The 21252-nt window shown below is 56.9% G+C and carries 20 protein-coding genes; 6 read left to right on the top strand and 14 right to left on the bottom strand.

The features are described 5' to 3' along the window. Positions 1-19 precede the first annotated feature (19 nt). From DBR30_RS09495 to trmJ, 3 genes are all read right to left on the bottom strand, one after another. Positions 20-1234 (bottom strand): IscS subfamily cysteine desulfurase, encoded by a 1215-nt coding sequence (locus DBR30_RS09495; RefSeq protein ID WP_021229687.1) that lies wholly within the window; start codon positions 1232-1234, stop codon positions 20-22. A gap of 53 nt (positions 1235-1287) precedes the next feature. Then, on the bottom strand, positions 1288-1791 hold the full coding sequence (gene iscR / locus DBR30_RS09490; RefSeq protein ID WP_026035025.1) for a Fe-S cluster assembly transcriptional regulator IscR: 504 nt from the start codon (positions 1789-1791) through the stop codon (positions 1288-1290). A 92-nt stretch (positions 1792-1883) separates the two neighbouring features. Further along, complete coding sequence (gene trmJ, locus DBR30_RS09485; RefSeq protein ID WP_108540329.1) at positions 1884-2609, bottom strand: tRNA (cytosine(32)/uridine(32)-2'-O)-methyltransferase TrmJ; 726 nt, start codon at positions 2607-2609, stop codon at positions 1884-1886. Positions 2610-2795: 186 nt separating this feature from the next. On the opposite strand from trmJ, the gene DBR30_RS09480 reads away from it, so the two are divergent. Then, on the top strand, positions 2796-3212 hold the full coding sequence (locus DBR30_RS09480) for a hypothetical protein (RefSeq protein ID WP_108540326.1): 417 nt from the start codon (positions 2796-2798) through the stop codon (positions 3210-3212). On the opposite strand, the gene ubiT is transcribed toward DBR30_RS09480, so the two are convergent. Continuing rightward, entirely contained in the window at positions 3165-3698 is a 534-nt protein-coding gene (ubiT, locus tag DBR30_RS09475) for a ubiquinone anaerobic biosynthesis accessory factor UbiT (RefSeq protein WP_005344837.1), read from the bottom strand. The genes DBR30_RS09480 and ubiT overlap by 48 nt on opposite strands. 189 nt (positions 3699-3887) lie before the next feature. Between ubiT and ubiU the strand changes: the two genes are divergently transcribed. Further along, complete coding sequence (ubiU, locus tag DBR30_RS09470; protein ID WP_042080116.1) at positions 3888-4883, top strand: ubiquinone anaerobic biosynthesis protein UbiU; 996 nt, start codon at positions 3888-3890, stop codon at positions 4881-4883. Between the two features lie 11 nt (positions 4884-4894). Then, positions 4895-5767, top strand: a complete 873-nt coding sequence (locus DBR30_RS09465; protein WP_108540323.1) for a U32 family peptidase — start codon at positions 4895-4897, stop codon at positions 5765-5767. Positions 5768-5832: 65 nt separating this feature from the next. Here the strand turns inward: DBR30_RS09465 and nlpI are convergent, their stop codons facing one another. From nlpI to queA, 7 genes are all read right to left on the bottom strand, one after another. Beyond that, positions 5833-6777, bottom strand: coding sequence for a lipoprotein NlpI (gene nlpI / locus DBR30_RS09460; RefSeq protein ID WP_005351017.1), 945 nt, complete (start codon positions 6775-6777; stop codon positions 5833-5835). A gap of 90 nt (positions 6778-6867) precedes the next feature. Continuing rightward, complete coding sequence (locus tag DBR30_RS09455) at positions 6868-7236, bottom strand: rhodanese-like domain-containing protein (protein WP_108540320.1); 369 nt, start codon at positions 7234-7236, stop codon at positions 6868-6870. An 84-nt stretch (positions 7237-7320) separates the two neighbouring features. Beyond that, positions 7321-8268 (bottom strand): protein translocase subunit SecF, encoded by a 948-nt coding sequence (secF, locus tag DBR30_RS09450; RefSeq protein ID WP_005337322.1) that lies wholly within the window; start codon positions 8266-8268, stop codon positions 7321-7323. 10 nt (positions 8269-8278) lie between these two features. Then, positions 8279-10132, bottom strand: coding sequence for a protein translocase subunit SecD (secD, locus tag DBR30_RS09445; protein ID WP_005337324.1), 1854 nt, complete (start codon positions 10130-10132; stop codon positions 8279-8281). 18 nt (positions 10133-10150) lie between these two features. Beyond that, positions 10151-10486, bottom strand: a complete 336-nt coding sequence (gene yajC / locus DBR30_RS09440; RefSeq protein WP_005337327.1) for a preprotein translocase subunit YajC — start codon at positions 10484-10486, stop codon at positions 10151-10153. 53 nt (positions 10487-10539) lie between these two features. Next, positions 10540-11676 (bottom strand): tRNA guanosine(34) transglycosylase Tgt, encoded by a 1137-nt coding sequence (gene tgt, locus DBR30_RS09435; protein ID WP_005337329.1) that lies wholly within the window; start codon positions 11674-11676, stop codon positions 10540-10542. Between the two features lie 74 nt (positions 11677-11750). Then, positions 11751-12803, bottom strand: a complete 1053-nt coding sequence (queA, locus tag DBR30_RS09430) for a tRNA preQ1(34) S-adenosylmethionine ribosyltransferase-isomerase QueA (protein WP_100653992.1) — start codon at positions 12801-12803, stop codon at positions 11751-11753. 212 nt (positions 12804-13015) lie between these two features. On the opposite strand from queA, the gene DBR30_RS09425 reads away from it, so the two are divergent. The 3 genes from DBR30_RS09425 (at position 13016) to ahpF (ending at position 16437) form a co-directional block, all read left to right on the top strand. Next, positions 13016-13462, top strand: a complete 447-nt coding sequence (locus tag DBR30_RS09425) for a CBS domain-containing protein (RefSeq protein WP_013723842.1) — start codon at positions 13016-13018, stop codon at positions 13460-13462. A 704-nt stretch (positions 13463-14166) separates the two neighbouring features. Further along, on the top strand, positions 14167-14733 hold the full coding sequence (gene ahpC / locus DBR30_RS09420) for an alkyl hydroperoxide reductase subunit C (RefSeq protein WP_005337335.1): 567 nt from the start codon (positions 14167-14169) through the stop codon (positions 14731-14733). A 123-nt stretch (positions 14734-14856) separates the two neighbouring features. Then, positions 14857-16437 carry an alkyl hydroperoxide reductase subunit F gene (gene ahpF, locus DBR30_RS09415; RefSeq protein ID WP_101530754.1) on the top strand — a complete coding sequence of 527 codons (1581 nt, stop codon included), beginning with the start codon at positions 14857-14859 and terminating at the stop codon, positions 16435-16437. A 136-nt stretch (positions 16438-16573) separates the two neighbouring features. Here ahpF and DBR30_RS09410 read toward each other — a convergent pair whose 3' ends face one another. From DBR30_RS09410 to DBR30_RS09400, 3 genes are all read right to left on the bottom strand, one after another. Further along, complete coding sequence (locus DBR30_RS09410; protein WP_005337338.1) at positions 16574-17290, bottom strand: SIMPL domain-containing protein; 717 nt, start codon at positions 17288-17290, stop codon at positions 16574-16576. A 56-nt stretch (positions 17291-17346) separates the two neighbouring features. Then, the gene (locus DBR30_RS09405; RefSeq protein WP_108540317.1) at positions 17347-17907 is read right to left on the bottom strand and encodes a hypothetical protein; all 561 of its coding nucleotides are present in this window, start codon (positions 17905-17907) and stop codon (positions 17347-17349) included. A gap of 86 nt (positions 17908-17993) precedes the next feature. Then, a partial coding sequence (locus tag DBR30_RS09400; RefSeq protein ID WP_146181375.1) for a beta strand repeat-containing protein occupies positions 17994-21252 on the bottom strand: 3259 nt, incomplete at its 5' end.

Below are 21252 nucleotides of genomic sequence, written 5' to 3'. Positions count from 1 at the left end.
TGCTCACTGACCAGATAGATCAGTGATGAGCCCATTCGACCGTGTTCAGATCGACGCCGTCTTTGTACATCTCCCACAGTGGAGACATCTCGCGCAGACGACCGATGGAGTCACGAATAAGCTTGACCGCGTAGTCAATCTCTTCCTCGGTGGTGAAGCGACCCATGCTAAAACGGATGGAGCTGTGTGCCAACTCGTCGTTCAAACCCAGTGCGCGCAGCACATAGGAAGGCTCCAGGCTGGCGGAGGTACAGGCCGAACCGGAAGAGACCGCTAAATCTTTCAGCGCCATGATGAGGGATTCCCCTTCCACATAGGCAAAGCTGACGTTGAGGTTGCCCGGAACACGCTGATCCAGATCGCCATTGATGTAGACGGCTTCAATATCCTTGATGCCATTCCACAGACGCTGGCGCAGAGCCAAGATGCGCTCGCCTTCACTCACCATCTCTTCTTTGGCGATGCGGAAAGCTTCGCCCATCCCGACGATCTGGTGGGTCGGCAGAGTACCGGAACGCATGCCGCGCTCGTGGCCGCCACCGTGCATCTGGGCTTCCAGACGAACGCGGGGTTTGCGGCGAACAAACAGTGCACCGATCCCTTTCGGACCATACACCTTGTGCGCAGAGACGGAGAGCAGGTCCACTTTCAGTGCTTCCACATCTACCGGGATCTTGCCCACACTCTGAACGGCATCCACGTGGAGCAGGATCTTGCGGGAACGGCACAACTCGCCGATGGCGGCAATGTTCTGAACCACGCCGATTTCGTTGTTCACATGCATGATGCTGACCAGGATGGTGTCATCACGCATGGCATTCTCAATCATCTCGATAGTGAACAGGCCGTTGGGCATCGGCTCAAGATAGGTCACCTCGAACCCTTCACGCTCCAGCTGGCGACAGGTATCGAGCACCGCCTTGTGTTCGGTCTTGGAGGTGATGATGTGCTTGCCCTTGCTGGCATAGAAGTGGGCAACACCCTTGATGGCCAGGTTATTGGATTCGGTCGCACCGGAAGTGAAGACGATCTCGCGGGGATCAGCGCCGATCAGATCTGCCACTTGATTACGGGCCAGATCCACCGCCTCTTCGGCTTGCCAGCCAAAGCGGTGAGAACGGGAAGCCGGATTGCCGAACAGGCCATCCATGGTGAGACACTGCATCATTTTTTCTGCGACACGCGGGTCCACCGGACAGGTTGCCGAATAATCAAGGTAAATAGGCAGTTTCATGTTTTTCTCCGTCACAGTCCGGGTCATACAGAGTCCCGCTGTGGAAAGCACGTTTATAGTTGGACTTTCAAGCTCACATCGCCGTGTTCTGCCCGATCAACCAGGGACAACACGGTCTTCATTTGTTCATCTTGCTTGCCGGCAATCCGGCGCACATCGGCCTGGCGTACCAGCTCGGCCAGGGTGATATCCCCGAGGAAGCTGGAGATCCGCTCACTCAAATCACGCCACAGGGAGTGCGTCAGACACTGGGTACCGCCGTGGCAGCCGCCCTTGCCGAGGCACTTGGTGGCATCGACCGACTCATCGACCGCGGTGATCACTTGACCAACCGAAATCTCGCCTGGGGCCAACCCGAGGCGATAACCACCGCCCGGGCCACGCACGCTGCTCACCAGACCATGTTTACGCAGGCGGGCAAAGAGCTGCTCGAGATAGGACAACGAGATGCCCTGGCGCTCGGAAATATCGGCAAGGGGGACGGGCCCCTGCTCTGCATGCAGCGCCACGTCGAGCATGGCGGTTACAGCGTAACGTCCTTTTGAAGTCAGTCTCATGTGCCTTACCGTCTTGCGAAGCAATTTAATGGGGCACATGGTCACATACCCGACCAAATCAGTCAAGTATATGGTTGAGTAAATCAGTCGGATTAATCCGGTACGCGCGCTTTCTGCACCGAGGTCAGAATACCGCGCAGAATATTGAGCTCAGCTGCTTCCGGCCGAGCCCGATTGAACAAGCGACGCAGCTTGCTCATCACATGACCCGGATGATCATCAGCAATAAAACCGGTCTTCATCAGGGTTTGTTCCAGGTGCTGATAAAACCCCTCCAGCTGTTCGGCACTGGGGTAATCCTGAGCCATCTCTTCAGCAACCTCTTCCTGCCCCTGCAACCAGTGCATCCGCACTTCGTAACAGAGGGTCTGTACCGCCATGGCCAGGTTGAGGGAGCTGTATTCGGGGTTGGCCGGAATGGCCACGTGGTAGTGGCACTTCTGCAACTCGTCGTTAGTCAGGCCGGTCCGCTCGCGACCAAAAACCAGCGCAACAGGATGCTTCATCCCTTCGGCTACAGCCATCTTGCCTGCTTCGCGGGGATCGAGCATGGGCCAGCTCAGAGTGCGGGAGCGTGCGCTGGTGCCAATCACCAGACCACAGTCAGCGATGGCTTCATCGAGGGTCGAGACGATACGGGCATTGGCCAGAATGTCGCTGGCACCTGCGGCAAGGGCGTTGGCATTGCCATCCGGTAAAGCTTGCGGATCAACCAGTACCATTTGGGTGAGCCCCATGGTCTTCATGGCCCGCGCCGCAGACCCCATGTTGCCGGTATGAGAGGTATTTACCAAAACGATACGAATCTGATCCAACATGCCCTATCAATCTTCAGTCAAAAATGGCGCGCAATTATAACATAAGAGAGCGCTATTTTGGCACCGTTAAAGGCATCCCATTTCAGAACAAAAGCGGGCGTTGGTATAACAAACCGGCATGAGGCAAGGAGGAGGAAAAACTAGACTTAATGGATATGTGGAATAGTTCACAGGAGAGATCCGGCTATGCTGCCTCCGTTTATCTATGAGAAATTGCCCAGCCTCTATTTGCTGGCAGCCACTGCCATTATCACCCTCGGTAACCAGCCCCTACTCTGGTTTGCAGGTGCACTCTTGTATATCGCCGGCGCAGTCACCTGGATGATGCGCTCCAGCTACCGGCGCACCGACCTCATCATCTTTCCAACCAAACGCTGGCTGCAGCCGGAGTGGCTGTATGAAGCGCAGCCCTTCATCTGGCTGGCTGCGGGGCTGGCCATGTCACAGCTGCCCGCCCCTGCGGCACTCATCGCCTTGGTGCCCTGTCTGTGGGCCTGTCGTTGCCTCTGGGCACGGCACCATTATCGTCGCCATGCCCATGGGGTGATTGTCCACTTAAGACGGGATCCCGCCCGGCGCCGTCTGCACCGGAGCCTGCGCTGACTCGGTGCGGGCCCGTTCGATAAACGTCGCCAGATCCATCAGGGGATACTTCATCAGGCTTGGCAAGCCATCGAGATCCAGACTGTCCATCAGGTTTTTCACCTCAAGGCCCAGTTCGGTATCCCCTTCTATCTTCAGCTTGCGCTGGAAAAATAGCGAGTCCGGATCCTCTTTGCGACCAGCGATGAGGATCAGGTCGTTGGCGGTACCGCTGAAGCAGACATCGGCCTTGTCACACTCGCGAGCCACCACCAGCTGGCCATTCTGCTCACTGATAAACCAGCACAGCTCCAGATCAGAGACTTCGACTTTCAGCCACTTGTCTGCCAGAAACTCGAAATCGCCATCTTCGATAGCCTCTTTGAAAACCCGGGCCAGCAAACTCTCCATCAGCTGCTTTTGCAGATTGAACGGAACCAGCTTGAGGGGATGGCGCAAGAAGCGCGGAGCCTGTTCGACCAGGCGACGTTGCAGTTGTTGAAACACGATAGACTCCCTTTTTTGCGCATTCAAACACAGGGAGAGTGGCAAGATCCTGTTGGAAATCAAACTTGTGCAGGGTTACCTCAAGAAGGGTAAAGCCACACAAAGCTGCCTCAGGTCAAAAAGCGGGAGTGCATGGCTGCATACAATCAGGGCTCGTTTGCCCTTCATATGCACTCTCGGAGCGTACCAATGGAACTACTCTGTCCGGCAGGCAGTTTGCCGGCACTGAAAACCGCCGTGGATAACGGGGCCGATGCCGTTTATATCGGTTTCAAGGATGACACCAATGCCCGCCACTTTGCCGGTCTCAACTTTACCGACAGCAAACTGGAGAAGGCGGTAGATTATGTGCATCAACATGGTCGCAAGCTGCATATTGCCATCAATACCTTTGCCCATCCCGGGGCCGATACTCGATGGAAACAGGCGGTTGATCGCGGGGTGGCCCTCGGCGCCGATGCGTTAATCATCGCCGATCTCGCCGTGCTGGAATATGCCAGCCGCCACTACCCCGAGATGGAACTCCATGTCTCGGTGCAGGCCAGCGCCACCAATGCCGCCGCCATTCGCTTCTATCAGCAGCAATTCAATGTTACACGGGTGGTGCTGCCCCGGGTGCTCTCCATGCATCAGGTCAAGCAGCTGGCCCGCGAGACCGATGTTGGCCTTGAGGTATTCGCCTTTGGCAGCCTCTGCATCATGGCCGAGGGGCGCTGCTATCTCTCCTCCTACATGACTGGCGAGAGTCCCAACACCGTCGGCGCCTGCTCACCGGCCAAGTTCGTCCGTTGGGAAGAGACCCCGAATGGTCTCGAGTCGCGACTCAACGAGGTGCTGATCGACCGCTATGGCCCGGGCGAAAATGCCGGTTACCCGACCCTGTGCAAGGGGCGTTTCGACGTGGATGGCCAGACCTACCACGCGCTGGAAGAGCCCACCAGTCTCAATACCCTGGGTCTCTTGCCCGAGCTGTTCAAGACCGGGATCCAGTCGGTCAAGATTGAAGGGCGCCAACGCAGCCCCGCCTATGTGGAGCAAGTGACCCGGGTGTGGCGTGCGGCTATCGATGCCTATCAGGCCAATCCCGAGGCCTATCAGGTCAAAGCTGAGTGGGATGCCCAGCTCGCCCGTGTCTCCGAAGGTAGCCAGACTACCCTCGGCGCCTACCATCGTCAGTGGCAATAAGGAGTCCACCCATGCAATTTTCTCTCGGGCCTCTGCTCTTCTACTGGCCCAAAGCCGATACCGAAGCCTTTTACCATGCCGCCGCCGACAGTCAGGCCGACATCATCTATCTGGGGGAGACCGTCTGCAGCAAGCGGCGCGAACTCAAAGTCGATGACTGGATTGCACTGGCCCGTCAGGTTGCCAACTCCGGCAAGCAGGTGGTGCTCTCGACCCTCGCCCTTATCTCCGCCCCTTCCGAGCTCAAGGAGGTGAAGCGGCTGGTCGACAATGGCGATCTAATGGTCGAAGCCAACGATCTCGGTACGGTGCAACTCGCCTGGGAGGCAGGGATCCCCTTCGTCTGTGGCCCCGCCATCAACGCCTATAACGCCGATGTGCTGCGCATGCTGCTCAAACAGGGGATGAAACGCTGGGTCATGCCGGTGGAGCTCTCCCGTGACTGGCTGATCCAGCTCAATCAGGATCTGGGCCCCCTGCGCGACCAATTTGAGGTGGAGGTGTTTGCCTACGGCCATCTGCCGCTCGCCTACTCGGCGCGCTGCTTCACCGCCCGATCCCTCGACAAGCCCAAGGACAACTGCGAGCTCGCCTGCATCAACTACCCCACCGGACGACTGGCCAACAGCCGCGAGGGGCAACGGGTGTTCAATCTCAACGGGATCCAGACCCAGTCCGGTTACTGCTACAACCTGGGTAACGAGCTGGCTGGTATGGAAGGTCTGGTAGATGTGGTCAGGCTTTCGCCGCAAGGGATGGAGACGCTGGAGATGCTGGCCCGCTTCAAAGCCAACCGGCAGGGCCAGGCTCCCCTCCCCTTGCAGCAAGGAAGCGACTGCAACGGCTACTGGCGCCAGATCCCCGGTATGAGCCTGGTGGAGTAAACCCGCCATTCGCCCAACAAAAAGGCCTCATCGCGAGGCCTTTTTTACCACTATCTGGCAGTGGATCAGGAGGGCTGATCCCCCTTGTTACGAGCGCTCTGGGCACCTGGCGGCAAGGGTTTGCGCGCCATCAACTCCAGCTCCAGCAGCGCATAGCGGTGCTCGATAAAGTCATAGACGTTGTTGGATAAGGCCAGCTTGAAGTAGCTGATGGCTTCCTTGCGGTTGCCTTTGCCCAACTCGAACTTGCCCAGATAGAAGTAGGTTTCACACAGGCGCTCGGCAAGCTCCCGGTTATCCTTCACCCCTTTCACCACGTTGCCCATCAGCTGGGAAGCGTTGATCTCGCCGGTATAGAGGCGAACCAGATCCCAGTTCCAGGCGTCGTCATCGTACTTGTTGAGACGCTCGCGCATCCGGCTCATGGCGGCCGACGGGTCGAGTTTCTGCTCGGCCAGATAGAGCCAGATCACCCGATAGGGGTCTTCCGGCTGCGCCTCGTAGAAACGCTTCATATCGGCCGCGGCCAGTTCGGGACGGTTGCCGTAATAGAGGGCGATGCCACGGTTGAGATAGGCATAGTCATAGTCCGGCGCCAGTTCGAGGGCGGAATCGAAGGCATCATAGGCTTCGTCGTAATTCTGCTGCTGTACCAGATAGACGCCGATGAAGTTGTAGGCCTCGGCGAAATCCGGTTTCTCCCGCAGGGCACGGTTGAAATCGAGCCGCGCGAGGGAACGCAGACCAACCCGATCAAACACCACGGCACGCTCATAGAACAACTCTGCCCGTTGCTCGGTGGTCAGTTCCATTTCACTGAGCATCTGCCCGAGTCGGGCGAGCGCCAGCTCACTCTGGTAGGAGACCTGCAGGGGGGTCGCCAACACCAGTGAGGCAGGCTGCGGCTTGGGAACCTTGGGGGTGTTAACCTGACTGCTACTGCTGCAACCCCACATGGGAAGCAACAACAGGATACCGAGGAGGTATCCAATCCCTTTCCTGACGTTCAATGAACACTCCGACGCTTACGCTTGACCCCGCATATGGTAAAGGTCAACTGCCGCTTTGTCATGTAGCTGTGCCCCTCTACCTCAAATAAATCAGGATTCGACAGGGTATCCGGCATCGCACCAACCGCGAAACCCGCCGTCGACGCTGATCACCTTGCGATAACCCATCTGTTGCAGGTTGTCCGCCGCCAGAATGGAGCGAAAACCACCACCACAATAGAGGTAGAGCTCGGTCTCGAGATCCGGGAACTGGGTCTCGAGATCCCGCTCAATCACGCCACGACCCAGGTATCGGGCTCCGGGCAGATGCCCCCTGGCCCACTCGCTCTCTTCCCGCACGTCGATCAGGTGAAACGTGCGCCCTTCGTCCTGCCAGCGCTTGATCTGGTGAACATCGGTTTCGGTGATGCGGGAGCGGATCCCGTCAACCAGCGCCAAAAAACGGGGATTGTGATGCATGACAAACTCCTGTTGTTTAAATCATGTGCGTCAGCAAACGACACGCAGAGATAAGAAAAGAGCGCCATGAGGCGCTCTTCACTGTTACGGCAGGATTTCCTGTTGGTCCGCACCCTCTTTCTCTACCTGGGTTGGCAGCATGTGCTCGCGCTTGACGCCTAGGAACATGGCAAACGCACTCGCCACATAGATGGAGGAGTAGGTACCGAACGCCACACCGATCACCATGGCCACGGCAAAACCGTGGATCAGCGCACCGCCCTTGAGCAGCAGCGCCAGCACCACGATAAAGGTAAGGCCGGAGGTGATGATGGTACGACTCAGGGTCTCGGTCATGGAGAGATCCAGAATGTACTCGGTATCCCCTTTACGCACCTTGCGGAAGTTCTCCCGCAAGCGGTCGAACACCACGATAGTATCGTTCAGGGAGTAACCCACCAGGGTCATCAGTGCCGCCAGTACAGTCAGGTCGAACTCGTACTGGAAGTAGGCAAAGACACCCAGCGTGATCACCACGTCGTGCACCAGGGAGAGAATGCCCCCCAGCGCCAGACGCCATTCGAAACGCACTGCCACGTAGGCCAGGATACAGAGGATGGAGGCCAGCATGGCCAGCGCACCGTCTGTCGCCAGTTCATCACCCACGGAAGGGCCGACGAACTCGACGCGTTTGAGCACAGCGCCCTCGTCGAGCTGCTTGGCCGCCGCCAGTACTTCGTTACCCTGTTGTTCTACCTTGACCCCCTCTTTCGGCGTCAGGCGGAACAGCACGTCACGGCTGGAGCCAAAGTGTTGCAGGGTTGCCCCTTCAATCTTCTGCTCTTCCAGAGCGTCATGGATCTTGTCCAGGCTCACCGACTGCTGGAACCCCACCTCGATGGTGGTACCACCGGTAAAGTCCAGACCCCAGTTCAGACCCCGATCAAACAGGAAGAACAGGGCTACCACCATCAGCACGGAAGAGAAAACCACACCCGGCTTGGCATAGCGCATAAACGGGATCGGTTTTTCAAAATGTAGAATCTGAAACATCTCTCTATCCTCAGATGGGCAGCTTGTCGATACGCCGTCCACCCCAAGCCAGGTTGATAATGGCACGGGAAACTGTGATGGCAGTAAACATGGAGGCGGTCAGACCAATGCCCAGCGTCAGAGCAAAGCCCTTGATGGCGCCAGTACCGATACCGAAAAGGATCACACAGGTGATCAGCGAGGTCACGTTGGAGTCGGCGATGGTGGAGAATGCTCGATCAAAGCCCAGATGGATTGCTTGCTGAACACCACGACCGTTGCGGATCTCTTCACGAATACGCTCGTAGATCAGTACGTTGGCATCCACCGCCATACCCAGCGTCAGGACGATACCGGCGATACCCGGCAGGGTCATGGTGGCACCAGGGATCATCGACATGATGCCGACAATCAACACCAGGTTCATACAGAGCGCCAGGTTGGCAACCCAGCCGAACGCGCGGTAGTAGATCCCCATGAACAGCACGATCACCAGCATGGCCCAGCCGATGGCTTCCATACCGCTGTCGATGTTCTGTTGACCCAGGCTCGGGCCAATGGTGCGCTCTTCCACGATCTGGATCGGGGCGATCAGGGCACCGGCACGCAGCAGCAGCGCCAGGTTGTGGGCTTCGTTGGCGTTGTCGATACCTGTGATACGGAACTGGCTGCCAAGACGCGACTGGATGGTGGCGACGTTGATCACCTCCTCCTGCTTGCGGAACTTGCGCTTGCCATCCGGACCCGGTTGACCGACCGGCTTGTACTCGATGAAGACGGTCGCCATCCCTTTACCGACGTTATCCTTGGTAAAGTTGGCCATCTTGTTGCCACCCTGGCCATCCAGCTTGATGTTGACCTGGGGACGGCTGTACTCGTCGAAACCGGACTGGGCACCCACGATGTGGTCACCGGTCAGGATCACCCGCTTTTGCAGCACCACGGGACGACCATTGCGATCGTTGTAGACCTTGGAGCTGGGCGGGACACGGCCGTCGGCCGCAGCCTGGATGTCGGCAGTCTCATCGACCATGTGGAATTCCAGGGTCGCGGTTGCACCCAGGATCTCCTTGGCGCGGGCGGTATCCTGAATACCGGGCAGTTCAACGACAATGCGCTCGGCGCCTTGCTGTTGTACCAGCGGCTCGGCCACGCCCAGTTCGTTGACCCGGTTACGGATGATGGTGATGTTCTGCTCGAGGGCGTACTTCTTCACTTCCTTGATCTTGGCTTCGCTCAGACCAGCCAGCAGGATGAACTCATCCCCTTTCTGCTCGGTAGTGAAGGTCAAATCAGGGTTCTGACGACGCAGATGAGAAACGGCGCGTTCCTGATCGGCTTCGTCACGGAAGATCACCTGCACCTGATCACCGACCCGGCGCACGCCGGAGTAACGGATCTTCTGGGTGCGCAGCTCGGAGCGGAAATCCTGCACCATCTGCTCTTGCTGCTTGGTCAGTGCTTCGGCCATGTCCACTTCCATCAGGAAGTGCACACCACCGCGCAGATCAAGACCCAGCTTCAGAGGCGCCGCACCGATGGCTTCGAGCCAGGCGGGAGTGGAAGGTGCCAGGTTGAGTGCGGTAATGAAGTTGTCGCCCAGCTTGTTGGCAACGATATCGCGCGCCTTCAGCTGGTCTTCGGTGTTCTTGAAACGGATCAGGATAAAACCGTGCTCGAATGCAGCATGTTTGACCGGGATCTTGGCCGCTTCAAGGGTCTCTTTCACCAGATCAAGAGTATCTAGCTTGACTTCGGCACCACGGCTGGCAGATACCTGCAAAGCCGGATCTTCGCCGTAAAGATTGGGGGCTGCATATAGAAAACCGATGGCGATCACCAGGATCACCATCAGGTATTTCCACAGCGGATAGCGATTCAACACGCTGTGCTCCTTGGGAGATTAAAGGGACTGGATAGAACCCTTGGGCAGAACGGCAGAGACGAAGTCCTTTTTGATGGTGACTTGAGTCTGGTCGTTCAGGGCGATCACCAGGTAATCGCTGTCTGCAGCCACTTTGGCAATTTTGCCAACCAGGCCACCGGAAGTGAGCACTTCATCACCCTTGGACAAGGAGCTCATCAGATTGCGGTGATCCTTGGCACGCTTGGCCTGGGGACGATAGATCATGAAGTAGAAGATCAGGCCGAATACGGCCAGCATGATGATCATTTCCATACCACCACCCTGTGCACCCGGTGCTGCGCCTTCTGCATACGCCTTGGAGATAATGCTCATTTAACAACCTCTTATTGATGTAGATTTAAAAAAAACAAAATTATATGTTGTTGTTATTTAACGTCATTTTCAGCTAACGGAGGCACAGGCTTCCCTTGCCGACGGTAAAACTCTGTTACAAAGTCGTCTAATTTACCCTGCTCGATCGCGTCCCGCAAACCCTGCATCACACGCTGGTAGTAACGCAGGTTATGAATCGTATTCAGACGGGCACCGAGGATCTCGTTGCACTTGTCCAGATGGTGCAGGTAGCTGCGGCTGTAGTTCTTGCAGGTATAGCAATCGCACTCGGCATCCAGGGTGCTGGTGTCGTTGCGGTGCTGGGCGTTGCGGATCTTCACCACGCCATCGGTGGTGAACAGGTGGCCGTTGCGGGCGTTGCGGGTCGGCATGACGCAGTCGAACATGTCGATACCACGGCGCACCCCTTCCACCAGATCTTCCGGCTTGCCGACACCCATCAGGTAGCGCGGCTTGTCAGCCGGAATTTTCGGGCAGACGTGCTCGAGGATGCGGTGCATGTCCTCTTTGGGTTCACCCACGGCCAGACCGCCGACCGCATAACCGTCGAAACCGATCTCCAGCAGCCCCTTGAGGGAGACATCCCGCAGATCTTCGTAGACCGAGCCCTGAATGATGCCGAACAGGGCGTTCTTGTTGCCCAGCGCATCAAACTTGTCGCGGGAACGCTTGCCCCAGCGCAGGGACATCTCCATGGACTTGCGCGCTTCTTCATAAGTGGCCGGGTACGGGGTGCACTCGTCGAAGATCATCACGATGTCGGAGCCCAGATCGTACTGGATCTCCATGGACTTCTCGGGGTCGAGGAAGATCTTCTCGCCATTGATGGGGTGACGGAAGTGGACGCCCGCTTCGGTGATCTTGCGAATATGGCCCAGGCTGAACACCTGGAAACCACCGGAGTCGGTCAGGATCGGGCCCTGCCAGTTCATGAAGTCATGCAGATCGCCGTGGGCACGCATCACTTCCTGACCCGGACGCAGCCAGAGGTGGAAGGTGTTACCCAGCAGGATCTGGGCGCCGGTTTCACGCACTTCTTCCGGGGTCATCCCCTTGACGGTGCCGTAGGTCCCGACCGGCATAAAGGCCGGCGTTTGTACCACACCACGTTCGAAGACCAGTTGACCGCGACGGGCACGGCCGTCGGTGGTTTTCAGTTCAAATTTCATTGCTACCTCGGCTGCGTCAGATAAACAGTCTGACAATAGGAGGGCCGCTCACGGCCCGGTAAATAAGCTGAAGCTTATGCTTCAACCTGGCGACGGGTGACGAACATGGCGTCCCCGTAGCTGAAGAAACGGTACTGCCCGGCCACGGCTGCCTGATAGGCCGCCATCACGTGGTCATAACCGGCAAAGGCGCTGACCAGCATGATCAGGGTCGACTCCGGCAGATGGAAGTTGGTGACCATGGCATCGACAATCTGGAACTGGTAACCAGGGAAAATGAAGATATCGGTGTCACTAAAGAAGGGCGCCAGCGGTTTGCCCTGCGCCAGGGTGACCTTGGCCGCACTCTCCAGCGAACGGACCGACGTGGTCCCCACCGCAATCACCCGACCACCACGGGCACGGGTGGCCGCGATGGCATCCACCACCTCTTGCGGCACTTCCGCATACTCGGAGTGCATATGGTGATCTTCAATCTTCTCAACCCGCACCGGCTGGAAGGTCCCCGCCCCTACATGCAGGGTGACGAAGGCCGTTTCAACCCCTTTGGCCCGAATTTTCTCAAGCAGCGGCTCATCAAAGTGCAGACCGGCGGTCGGCGCGGCGACGGCGCCCGGTTTCTGATTGTAAACGGTCTGGTAGCGCTCCTTGTCGGCATCCTCGTCGGGACGGTCGATATAGGGGGGCAGCGGCATGTGGCCGATGGCCTCCAAAATCTCCAGCACCGGACGCGGGTCGAGGAAGTGGATCTCGAACAGAGCGTCGTGGCGGGCGCGCATCTCGGCTTCAACGCCGCCATCCATGATCATCCGGGTGCCGGGCTTGGGCGCCTTGGAGGCACGGACATGGGCCAGCACGCTGTGCTCGTCCAGAATGCGCTCGACCAGTACCTCCAGCTTGCCGCCGCTGGCCTTCTGGCCAAACATGCGTGCCGGAATGACACGGGTGTTATTGAATACCAGTAGGTCACCCGGATTGAGCTGATCCAGCACATCCACAAATTGACCGTGGCGCAGGGCGCCAGTCTGACCATCGAGCTGCAACAGGCGGCTGGCGGTACGCTCTGCCATCGGATAGCGGGCAATCAGCTCGTCTGGCAGATCAAAATGAAAATCGGATACTTGCATCTTTCACCTCGGGGGGAATCGGCGGCTAGTCTAGTTATCCCCATCTTCCAAGGCAACCCAAAAGACCAAAAACCCAAGAGAGACAAGGGGTAGCGAGCAATATTGAGACACACATCCGGTTAATGATTCTTTAATGTTCTGTATTGACCCTGATCATGTTTTGCCAGTTGGGGCTGGGCTAGGGTGAAAGCAGATACACAAGGAGGCCCACCATGATGACCCTATCCGAAATCATGACCGAACACCCCTTCACTCTGGGTCCGTCAAACAGTGTCAAACAGGCGATGGACCTGATGCAGCAGGAGCGGATCCGCCACATTCCCATCGTCGACGAGCAACATCACCTGCTGGGGTTGGTAACCCTCACCGATATCCTGGCCACCCGGGAATCCAAGCTGCTGCTCATCAGCCCGGAGCGGGAAGCCGAATTTACCGACAGCGTGCAACTCGACGAGATCATGACACGGCAAGTGGCGAGCGTAGATCCTCACGCCGGCATCAAGGAGGCGGCACTTTACCTGCAGCGGCACAGATATGGCTGCCTGCCGGTACTCAAAGGACGCAAGCTGATCGGCATTGTCACCGAGTCGGACTTTATTGCCGTGGCCATCAACCTGCTGGAATTGATGGAAGAGCAGGAACCACCTACCGATTTTTGACAGATCTAGATGTAATTAAATTACAATAAAAGCGTTTTCAGCCGTCAAAATAAGCTGAAATGATGAAACACTTTCATTTTGACTGAAAAATTACACCAAATGCTTGCCTTGTGATCTGCGTCACACTATCATCCCTCTCATGCAATAGTTGCCGAGGGGGAGACGAGGGATTGTGCACCCATTATCTTCCTCTCATATGTCTGCAAGTTTGCACACCCCGTAGTTAGTCTTTGCTGTAAAGCATTTGTTTATATAGCCATTCCTTGTTTGATGACCCGGCCCTGTCGTTGCGATAGCGCCGGGATTTTTTTATCCGCGTTTGCTGCTCTCCCTCTTGTCAGCACATCTCCATCGCTGCGAGCAGCGGCCTCAACCTCCTGCGCCACCTATTTGCACCATATGTTTGCACAACCGTTTATCTCATCGCGTTATCGTGGCTCTACACACCTCTTCTCATGCCTTGAAAAGGCGATGTAGCGCACAGATATTGAACCACGACAAGGAGTTATCTCAGTAGGCCAGAGATATTCATGTTAGGTACAGCCATAGTGAGCTATCTAATAAGTAGATTTAAGCGATTCAAAATTGCGGCTTTTATCGATTAACGGAAGCCCCTATTATGAATCCATCGAAAGTTAAGCGCCTCGTCTGGCAAGACTCTTCAACACCAGACCGGCATATGTACATCACCAAGGAGCAATTACATGTCTACCTACATCAACACTGAAATCAAGCCGTTCAATGCTACCGCCTACCACAATGGCAAATTCGTTCAGGTGTCTGACGCAGACCTGAAAGGCAAGTGGTCCGTGGTCTTCTTCTACCCGGCTGACTTCACCTTCGTTTGCCCGACCGAGCTGGGCGACCTGGCTGACAATTACGCTGAATTCCAGAAACTGGGTGTCGAGATCTACTCTGTCTCTACCGATACCCACTTCACTCACAAAGCATGGCACGACACCTCTGACACCATTCAGAAGATCCAGTACCCGATGATTGGTGACCCGACTGGTACCATCACCCGCAACTTCGGCGTGATGATCGAAGAAGCTGGTCTGGCTGACCGCGGTACCTTCGTGATTGACCCGCAGGGCATCATCCAGATCGTCGAGATCAACGCTGGCGGCATCGGCCGTGACGCGCTGGAACTGCTGCGCAAAGTCAAAGCCGCCCAGTACGTTGCCTCCCACCCGGGTGAAGTATGCCCGGCTAAATGGAAAGAAGGCGAAGCCACTCTGGCCCCGTCCCTGGACTTGGTAGGCAAGATCTAAGCCTCCCGCTTCCAAGACCGGCCCGCATAAGGGCCGGTCTGCTTTCCGGCATTGCCAAATAGGCCTGAAAGCAGACCGACTCACATTTAATGCCAACTCGCCATTACAAGAAGGAATTCGACCATGTTGGATACCAACCTCAAACAACAGCTGAACACCTATCTGCAGTACATCGTCAATCCCATCGAGATCAGCGTGTCCGGCAACGACAGCGACAAATCTGCAGAGCTGCTGGCACTGGCCAGCGAGATCGCCGAGATGTCCCCCAAGATCACCCAGACCTCTGGCACTGCCGCTCGCAAGCCTTCCATGAGTGTCGCGCCGCAGGGCCAAGCCCCGCGCGTTCACTTTGCCGGCATCCCCATGGGTCATGAATTTACCTCTCTGGTGCTCGCCCTGCTGCAAAGCGGCGGCCACCCCTCCAAGGCCGACGCGGCCGTGCAGGAGCAGATCCGCAATCTCAAGGGTGAGTTCCACTTCGAGACCTATATCTCCCTCTCCTGCCACAACTGCCCGGACGTAGTACAGGCCCTCAACCTGATGGCGACCCTGAACCCCGGCATCACTCACACCATGATCGACGGCGCCCTGTTCCAAGAAGAGGTTGCCGAGCGTCAAATCATGGCGGTACCGAATGTCTACCTGAACGGCCAACCGTTCAGCCAGGGGCGCATCTCGCTGGAAGAGATCGTCGCCAAACTCGATACAGGTGCCGCCGAGCGCAAAGCCGCCGAGCTGAATGAGAAAGATCCCTACGACGTGCTGGTCGTAGGCGGTGGCCCGGCTGGCGCCGCTGCGGCCATCTATGCCGCCCGTAAAGGCATTCGTACCGCCATCGTTGCCGAGCGTTTCGGTGGTCAGGTGATGGACACCGTCGGCATCGAGAACTTTATCTCCGTGCCCTACACCGAAGGCCCTAAGCTGGCCGCCAGCTTGGAGCAGCACGTCAAAGAGTACGGCGTTGAAGTGATCACCGAGCAGCGCGCCGCCGCCATCAGCAAAGATGGATATGTGAACGTGGATCTCGCCTCTGGCGCCACCTTGAAGAGCCGTGCCGTGATCCTGGCTACCGGTGCGCGCTGGCGTGACCTGAACGTGCCGGGCGAGCTTGAGTACCGCACCAAGGGCGTGGCCTACTGCCCGCACTGCGATGGCCCCTTCTTCAAGGGCAAGCGAGTAGCTGTGATCGGTGGCGGTAACTCCGGCATCGAGGCAGCGATCGACTTGGCTGGCATCGTCGAGCATGTGACTGTGGTGGAGTTCGCCGACACCCTGCGTGCCGATGAAGTGCTGCAGAAGAAGGCTCGCTCCATGAGCAATATCGACATCATCATGAGCGCGCGCACCACCGAAGTGATCGGTGATGGCAGCAAGGTGGTCGGTATGGACTACGAAGATCGCACCACAGGTGAGATCAAACACCTGGCGGTGGCGGGTATCTTCGTCCAGATCGGTCTGGTACCGAACACCGAATTCCTGAAAGGGAGCGAGATAGCCCTGACCCGCTTTGGCGAGATCGAGATCGATACCAAAGGGGCGACCTCACTGCCCGGCGTCTACGCCGCAGGGGATGCCACCACGGTACCGTTCAAGCAGATCATCATCTCCATGGGTGCTGGCGCCACCGCCGCACTGGGTGCGTTTGATTACCTCATCCGCAACCCGGCTCCTGAAGCGACCAAGGTTGACGCTGTGACTGTCTGATAAACCCAGCGCAACAAAAAGCCGACGCCCGATGAAGTAAACACGAGCGTCGGCTTTTTTATATCTGCATCAATGCGCAATAAAAACCCCGCAGCAAATGGCGGGGTTGTTCATGACTGGACTTAAACGACAGGCATCACTCCAGCAAGAAAACAGCCTCGATATTATCACTTACCGTGATCTGCTGTTGTTGATAGCTGTTGTCCGCCATATCCGCCGCAGGTGCAGCCATCGCCATGGCCTGCACCACTTTCAGGTTGCGGCTGTAGGCGGTAATGGGCGAAGCATTGCGGTACTCCACACTGTAGACCTTGCCAAGCTTCATCCCGAACGCCTTGGCCAGAGATTCAGCCTTGGTTTTGGCATCCTCAACGGCATTCAAACGGGCCTGTTCCTTAATTACTTGCGGCGATTTCAACCCGTACTCAATCTGGGATACGGACTCCAGCCCGGCTTTGAGGGCGGTATCCATCAGGGGGCTCAATTTATCCAGTTGATAGAGTTTGACCGCCAATTGCCGTTGGGCACGGTATCCCAACAATACCGGCTTCTTGTTCTCGCCATACTGATATTCCGGCGAGACCATCAGGTTGCCAGCCTCAACATCGCTGCGCTTGATCCCCAACCCTTCCAGTTGGCTGAAAAAGGCTGCGACCTTGGTATCGACCTGCTGCTTGGCCTTGAGGCCTTGCTTATCGAGTGCACTCACCGCCACATTGAGGGTGAGCATATCGGGTTCGGTCTTCTGCTCGGCATAACCGCTCACCACCAGATGGGGTGCTTGCGGCACTTCAATCGCCAGCAGCGGAGCACTAACAACCAGAGCGGAAAGAGTAAGGAGGGGACGCCACATAGAAAAAAACCTCAATCGGAAAGATTGAGGCCATTATGCCCGTGCAGCTACGGGATTTATATATCGTGCAAGGGGGGGATCTGATCCAGTATCTGATTGGTCAGATCGAGACTAATGGTGACCATGCTGCCGGGATCCTGGCTCTGGTTTGCCATATCCAGCGCAGGAGCCGCGCCACAGACCAACACCTCATCATCGAAATGGAACGAGTCCCACGACAGAACGTGTCCTTGCACCGCCTGTCCGATATTGGTGCCACCACTATCCTCCTCCATCGCAGACCAAGGGATGGCATCAGATGGTCCTAGCAAATCTTGCAACAACGGAGAGTGAAAACTGGCCAGAGGATACTCCTGCTGCCCCTGATGATGGCCAACCAGAATCATGTTATGGGCAGACTCGGTATCCATGACCGGCACATAAGTGATAGAGGCCATAGCGAAGTCAACATAGAGCGAGCCCGCTACATCACCGGCCTCATTCTCAATCTCCATCCCATCCAGCCGATCCCCCGCGATCGAGGCCTGATAGCCAAACTGGCCTGCGCAGGTAATGTTCCCCTGCCCATCCCAGCTATAACGGATGCCATCAATGTCGACCCAGTTGAATGACTGCATGATTACCCCTCTCCTCTACTGCCGCTATCTTATCCATCCCCTTGAGGAAAAAACAGGGGCCAGGCAAGCCCGGCCCCAAGACAAGGTTACGGATCAACCTTCAAGTTACCGTCATCCAGCAACTTCTGAATAATCTGCAAGTCACTGTTACCCAGAGTCGTCAAGTCAATACTGTCAAATTTTATGACGTGGGTGGTTCCTCCATTCGTACCATCCAAATCAATAGTCAATGTTGATTTGTTTGTGCCTGGCCCATCACTACTGAAATTGAGGTACGCATCAAGCGAACCAGAGTTGGCATGTTCGCCAGTGAGTAGCTCGCTTATATCCAGTACATCTCCGCCAGTGCCGGTGGTGAAGTCTTTGATGACATCCACACCACCGATATCACCCGCCCCCCACTTAAAGGTGTCTTTACCGCCTCCACCTGTCAGGGTGTCGCCATCAGCACCACCAAGGAGCAAGTCATCGCCGCCACCACCGCTCAAGATGTCGCTTCCAACCAAACCGCTCAGTACGTTGGCATTGCCATCCCCCGTCAGACTGTCGTTGAACATGGAACCCACCAGATTTTCCATATTGCTCAGACTGTCAGTACCCGCACCACCGGTCGCCTGATTATTACCATTGACCTTAACAGTGACACCGGCCGTACTATCGATGTAACTGGCCGTGTCGTTGCCAGCACCACCGTTCAAGGTATCGTTGCCTGCACCGCCAACAAGAATGTCGTTACCCTCGCCACCATTCAAAGCGTCGTTACCGGCACCGCCCAGCAGAATATCATTTCCAGCATTGCCGTTGAGCGTATCCGCCCCCGTCCCGCCGATGAGGATCTCGTCCAGATATCCTCCTGTGAGCGTTGCCCCGCTTTGAACATCCACGAAGACCTTGGCCGTATCTGTGGTCGAGCTATTGGTGTAGTTGAATGACCCTTCGTAGCTACTGGGGGTTGCGCTGCCAGAGGTATCATCGAACGTCACCGAACCCGCGTTATCTGTCACTGTCCCACCAACGGCCCCAGAGACGCCCGTAATAATCTGGGTCGCAGCCAGCGGCCCGGTATCATTGACAAGCAACGCCCAATCCGGAACGGTTGCAGGGTCCTGGTTGGTGATGATGAAATCATCGCGTACCACCGTCGGACCAACCGCTGGCTTGATCACGATGGCCAGAGTGCTGGACGCTGTGTCCCCGTCCTTATCGGTAATGCCATAGCCCACGACCTGGTTTATGCCCCCTGCCGGTATAGAAGACGGCGGAGTATAGGTATACGCCCCGTTGTCCATATCTACCTTGAGGGTGCCGCCAGCCAGCGCAATCGTCCATTCGTTTGTTGATTGATCAAAGGACCCAACCGACGTACCGCCAGAAACACCCGATGTATCCGTGTTCTGGTTGTAGGTATAGGTTACCCCCCCCACAGTAATGGAGCTGAGCCAGCCACCATCCGCCCCGGCACTGGCCACTATGCCGTTGATCATTTGACCCGCCAGCGGTGGCGCAATAACAGTACTCAAAAGCGTAGCGGCCAATTGGCTGAAATCAGTCACAACCACAGCGGTTGTATTCGCCGGGCTGGCGCCACTGACGCCATTGTAAGCGATAGGGTCAAGTGCAGACTGTGTAGAGCCTGAGCCCATCCCTAGCGCAAACGAGTTGATATTGTTCGCTGTAAGGAAATCAGCCCAATCTTTGGTTTCTCCACTCAGTGTTGGGCCGTCACCATCTATGCCATTGCCACCACCAAGGGCGTTATTGCCATCCGGGACAGAAGCGGCTGAGCCACTCAATGCATTCGCAGTGGGCTGACCATCTGACATGAAATAGGAGACATTTTGTGCATTAGTCTGCCTGCCTGTATCGCCAAAGGCCTTGATCGCCTCATTTAGAGCATCGTCATAGTTAGTACCACCTGATGGTTGCAGCCCCAATATGGTCGACTTGGCCACATCCACATTGACCCAGATACTGGTTGGGTTAGTAGCAGAGGATGCAAATGTGATGATATTGACCATAACGGTGCCATAGGCACTGTACTTGTCGAGCAACTCCAAGGCAGATTTTTGCATCACCTGCATCCGGGTCATGCCTTGATAGCCCGATGGATCACCCATACTGCCGGAAATATCGAGGATCAACATCAGGTTGGTATTTTGCACCTGAGTGGCCTGACCCGAGTTGGTTACTGCATTCGCCGTCGGGATGTCGTCGTCGACGTTGATGGTCAGGCTGCCATCCACGCTGTCTTTGTCGGCATCGGTAACACGGTAGTTCAGCGTGAAGGTGGCGTTATTCTCGTCATTACCGTCGGCATGCTTGATCGGCGCATTCTGCGTCACGCTGTAGGCACCCGTGGCGCTGTTCAGCGTCACCGTCAGCACGGTCACGCCAGCCTGTTTGACCAGCAGTGAACCACCAGACCCCGCTTCATAGGTGTAACCGCCCGGTGCGCCACTGGTCAGCCACTGGATGCTACCAGCGCCGTCGGCACCGAGGCTGTGGCCCAGAATTCCGCTGACGTTGACCGCGTTCGGGTCGTCGCCCGTGCCGCCAGCTATGCCGCCCGCAAGGGCATCATCGTCCAGTTGCACTGCTGCGTTAGCGCTGACCGTCGGGATGTCGTCGTCGACGTTGATGGTCAGACTGCCATCCACGCTGTCTTTGTCGGCATCGGTAACACGGTAGTTCAGCGTGAAGGTGGCGTTATTCTCGTCATTACCGTCGGCATGCTTGATCGGCGCATTCTGCGTCACGCTGTAGGCACCCGTGGCGCTGTTCAGCGTCACCGTCAGCACGGTCACGCCAGCCTGTTTGACCAGCAGTGAACCACCAGACCCCGCTTCATAGGTGTAACCGCCCGGTGCGCCACTGGTCAGCCACTGGATGCTACCAGCGCCGTCGGCACCGAAGCTGTGGCCCAGAATTCCGCTGACGTTGACCGCGTTCGGGTCGTCGCCCGTGCCGCCAGCTATGCCGCCCGCCAGGGCATCATCGTCCAGTTGTACTGCTGCGTTAGCGCTGACCGTCGGGATGTCGTCGTCGACGTTGATGGTCAGGCTGCCATCCACGCTGTCTTTGTCGGCATCGGTAACACGGTAGCTCAGCGTGAAGGTGGCGTTATTCTCGTCATTACCGTCGGCATGCTTGATCGGCGCATTCTGCGTCACGCTGTAGGCACCCGTGGCGCTGTTCAGCGTCACCGTCAGCACGGTCACGCCAGCCTGTTTGACCAGCAGTGAACCACCAGACCCTGCTTCATAGGTGTAACCGCCCGGTGCGCCACTGGTCAGCCACTGGATGCTACCAGCGCCGTCGGCACCGAGGCTGTGGCCCAGAATTCCG

Origin of the sequence: Aeromonas sp. HMWF017, from assembly GCF_003061465.1 — a bacterium.
GTDB classification, from domain to species: domain Bacteria; phylum Pseudomonadota; class Gammaproteobacteria; order Enterobacterales; family Aeromonadaceae; genus Aeromonas; species Aeromonas veronii.
This window is presented reverse-complemented; position numbering and strand designations above follow the sequence as displayed.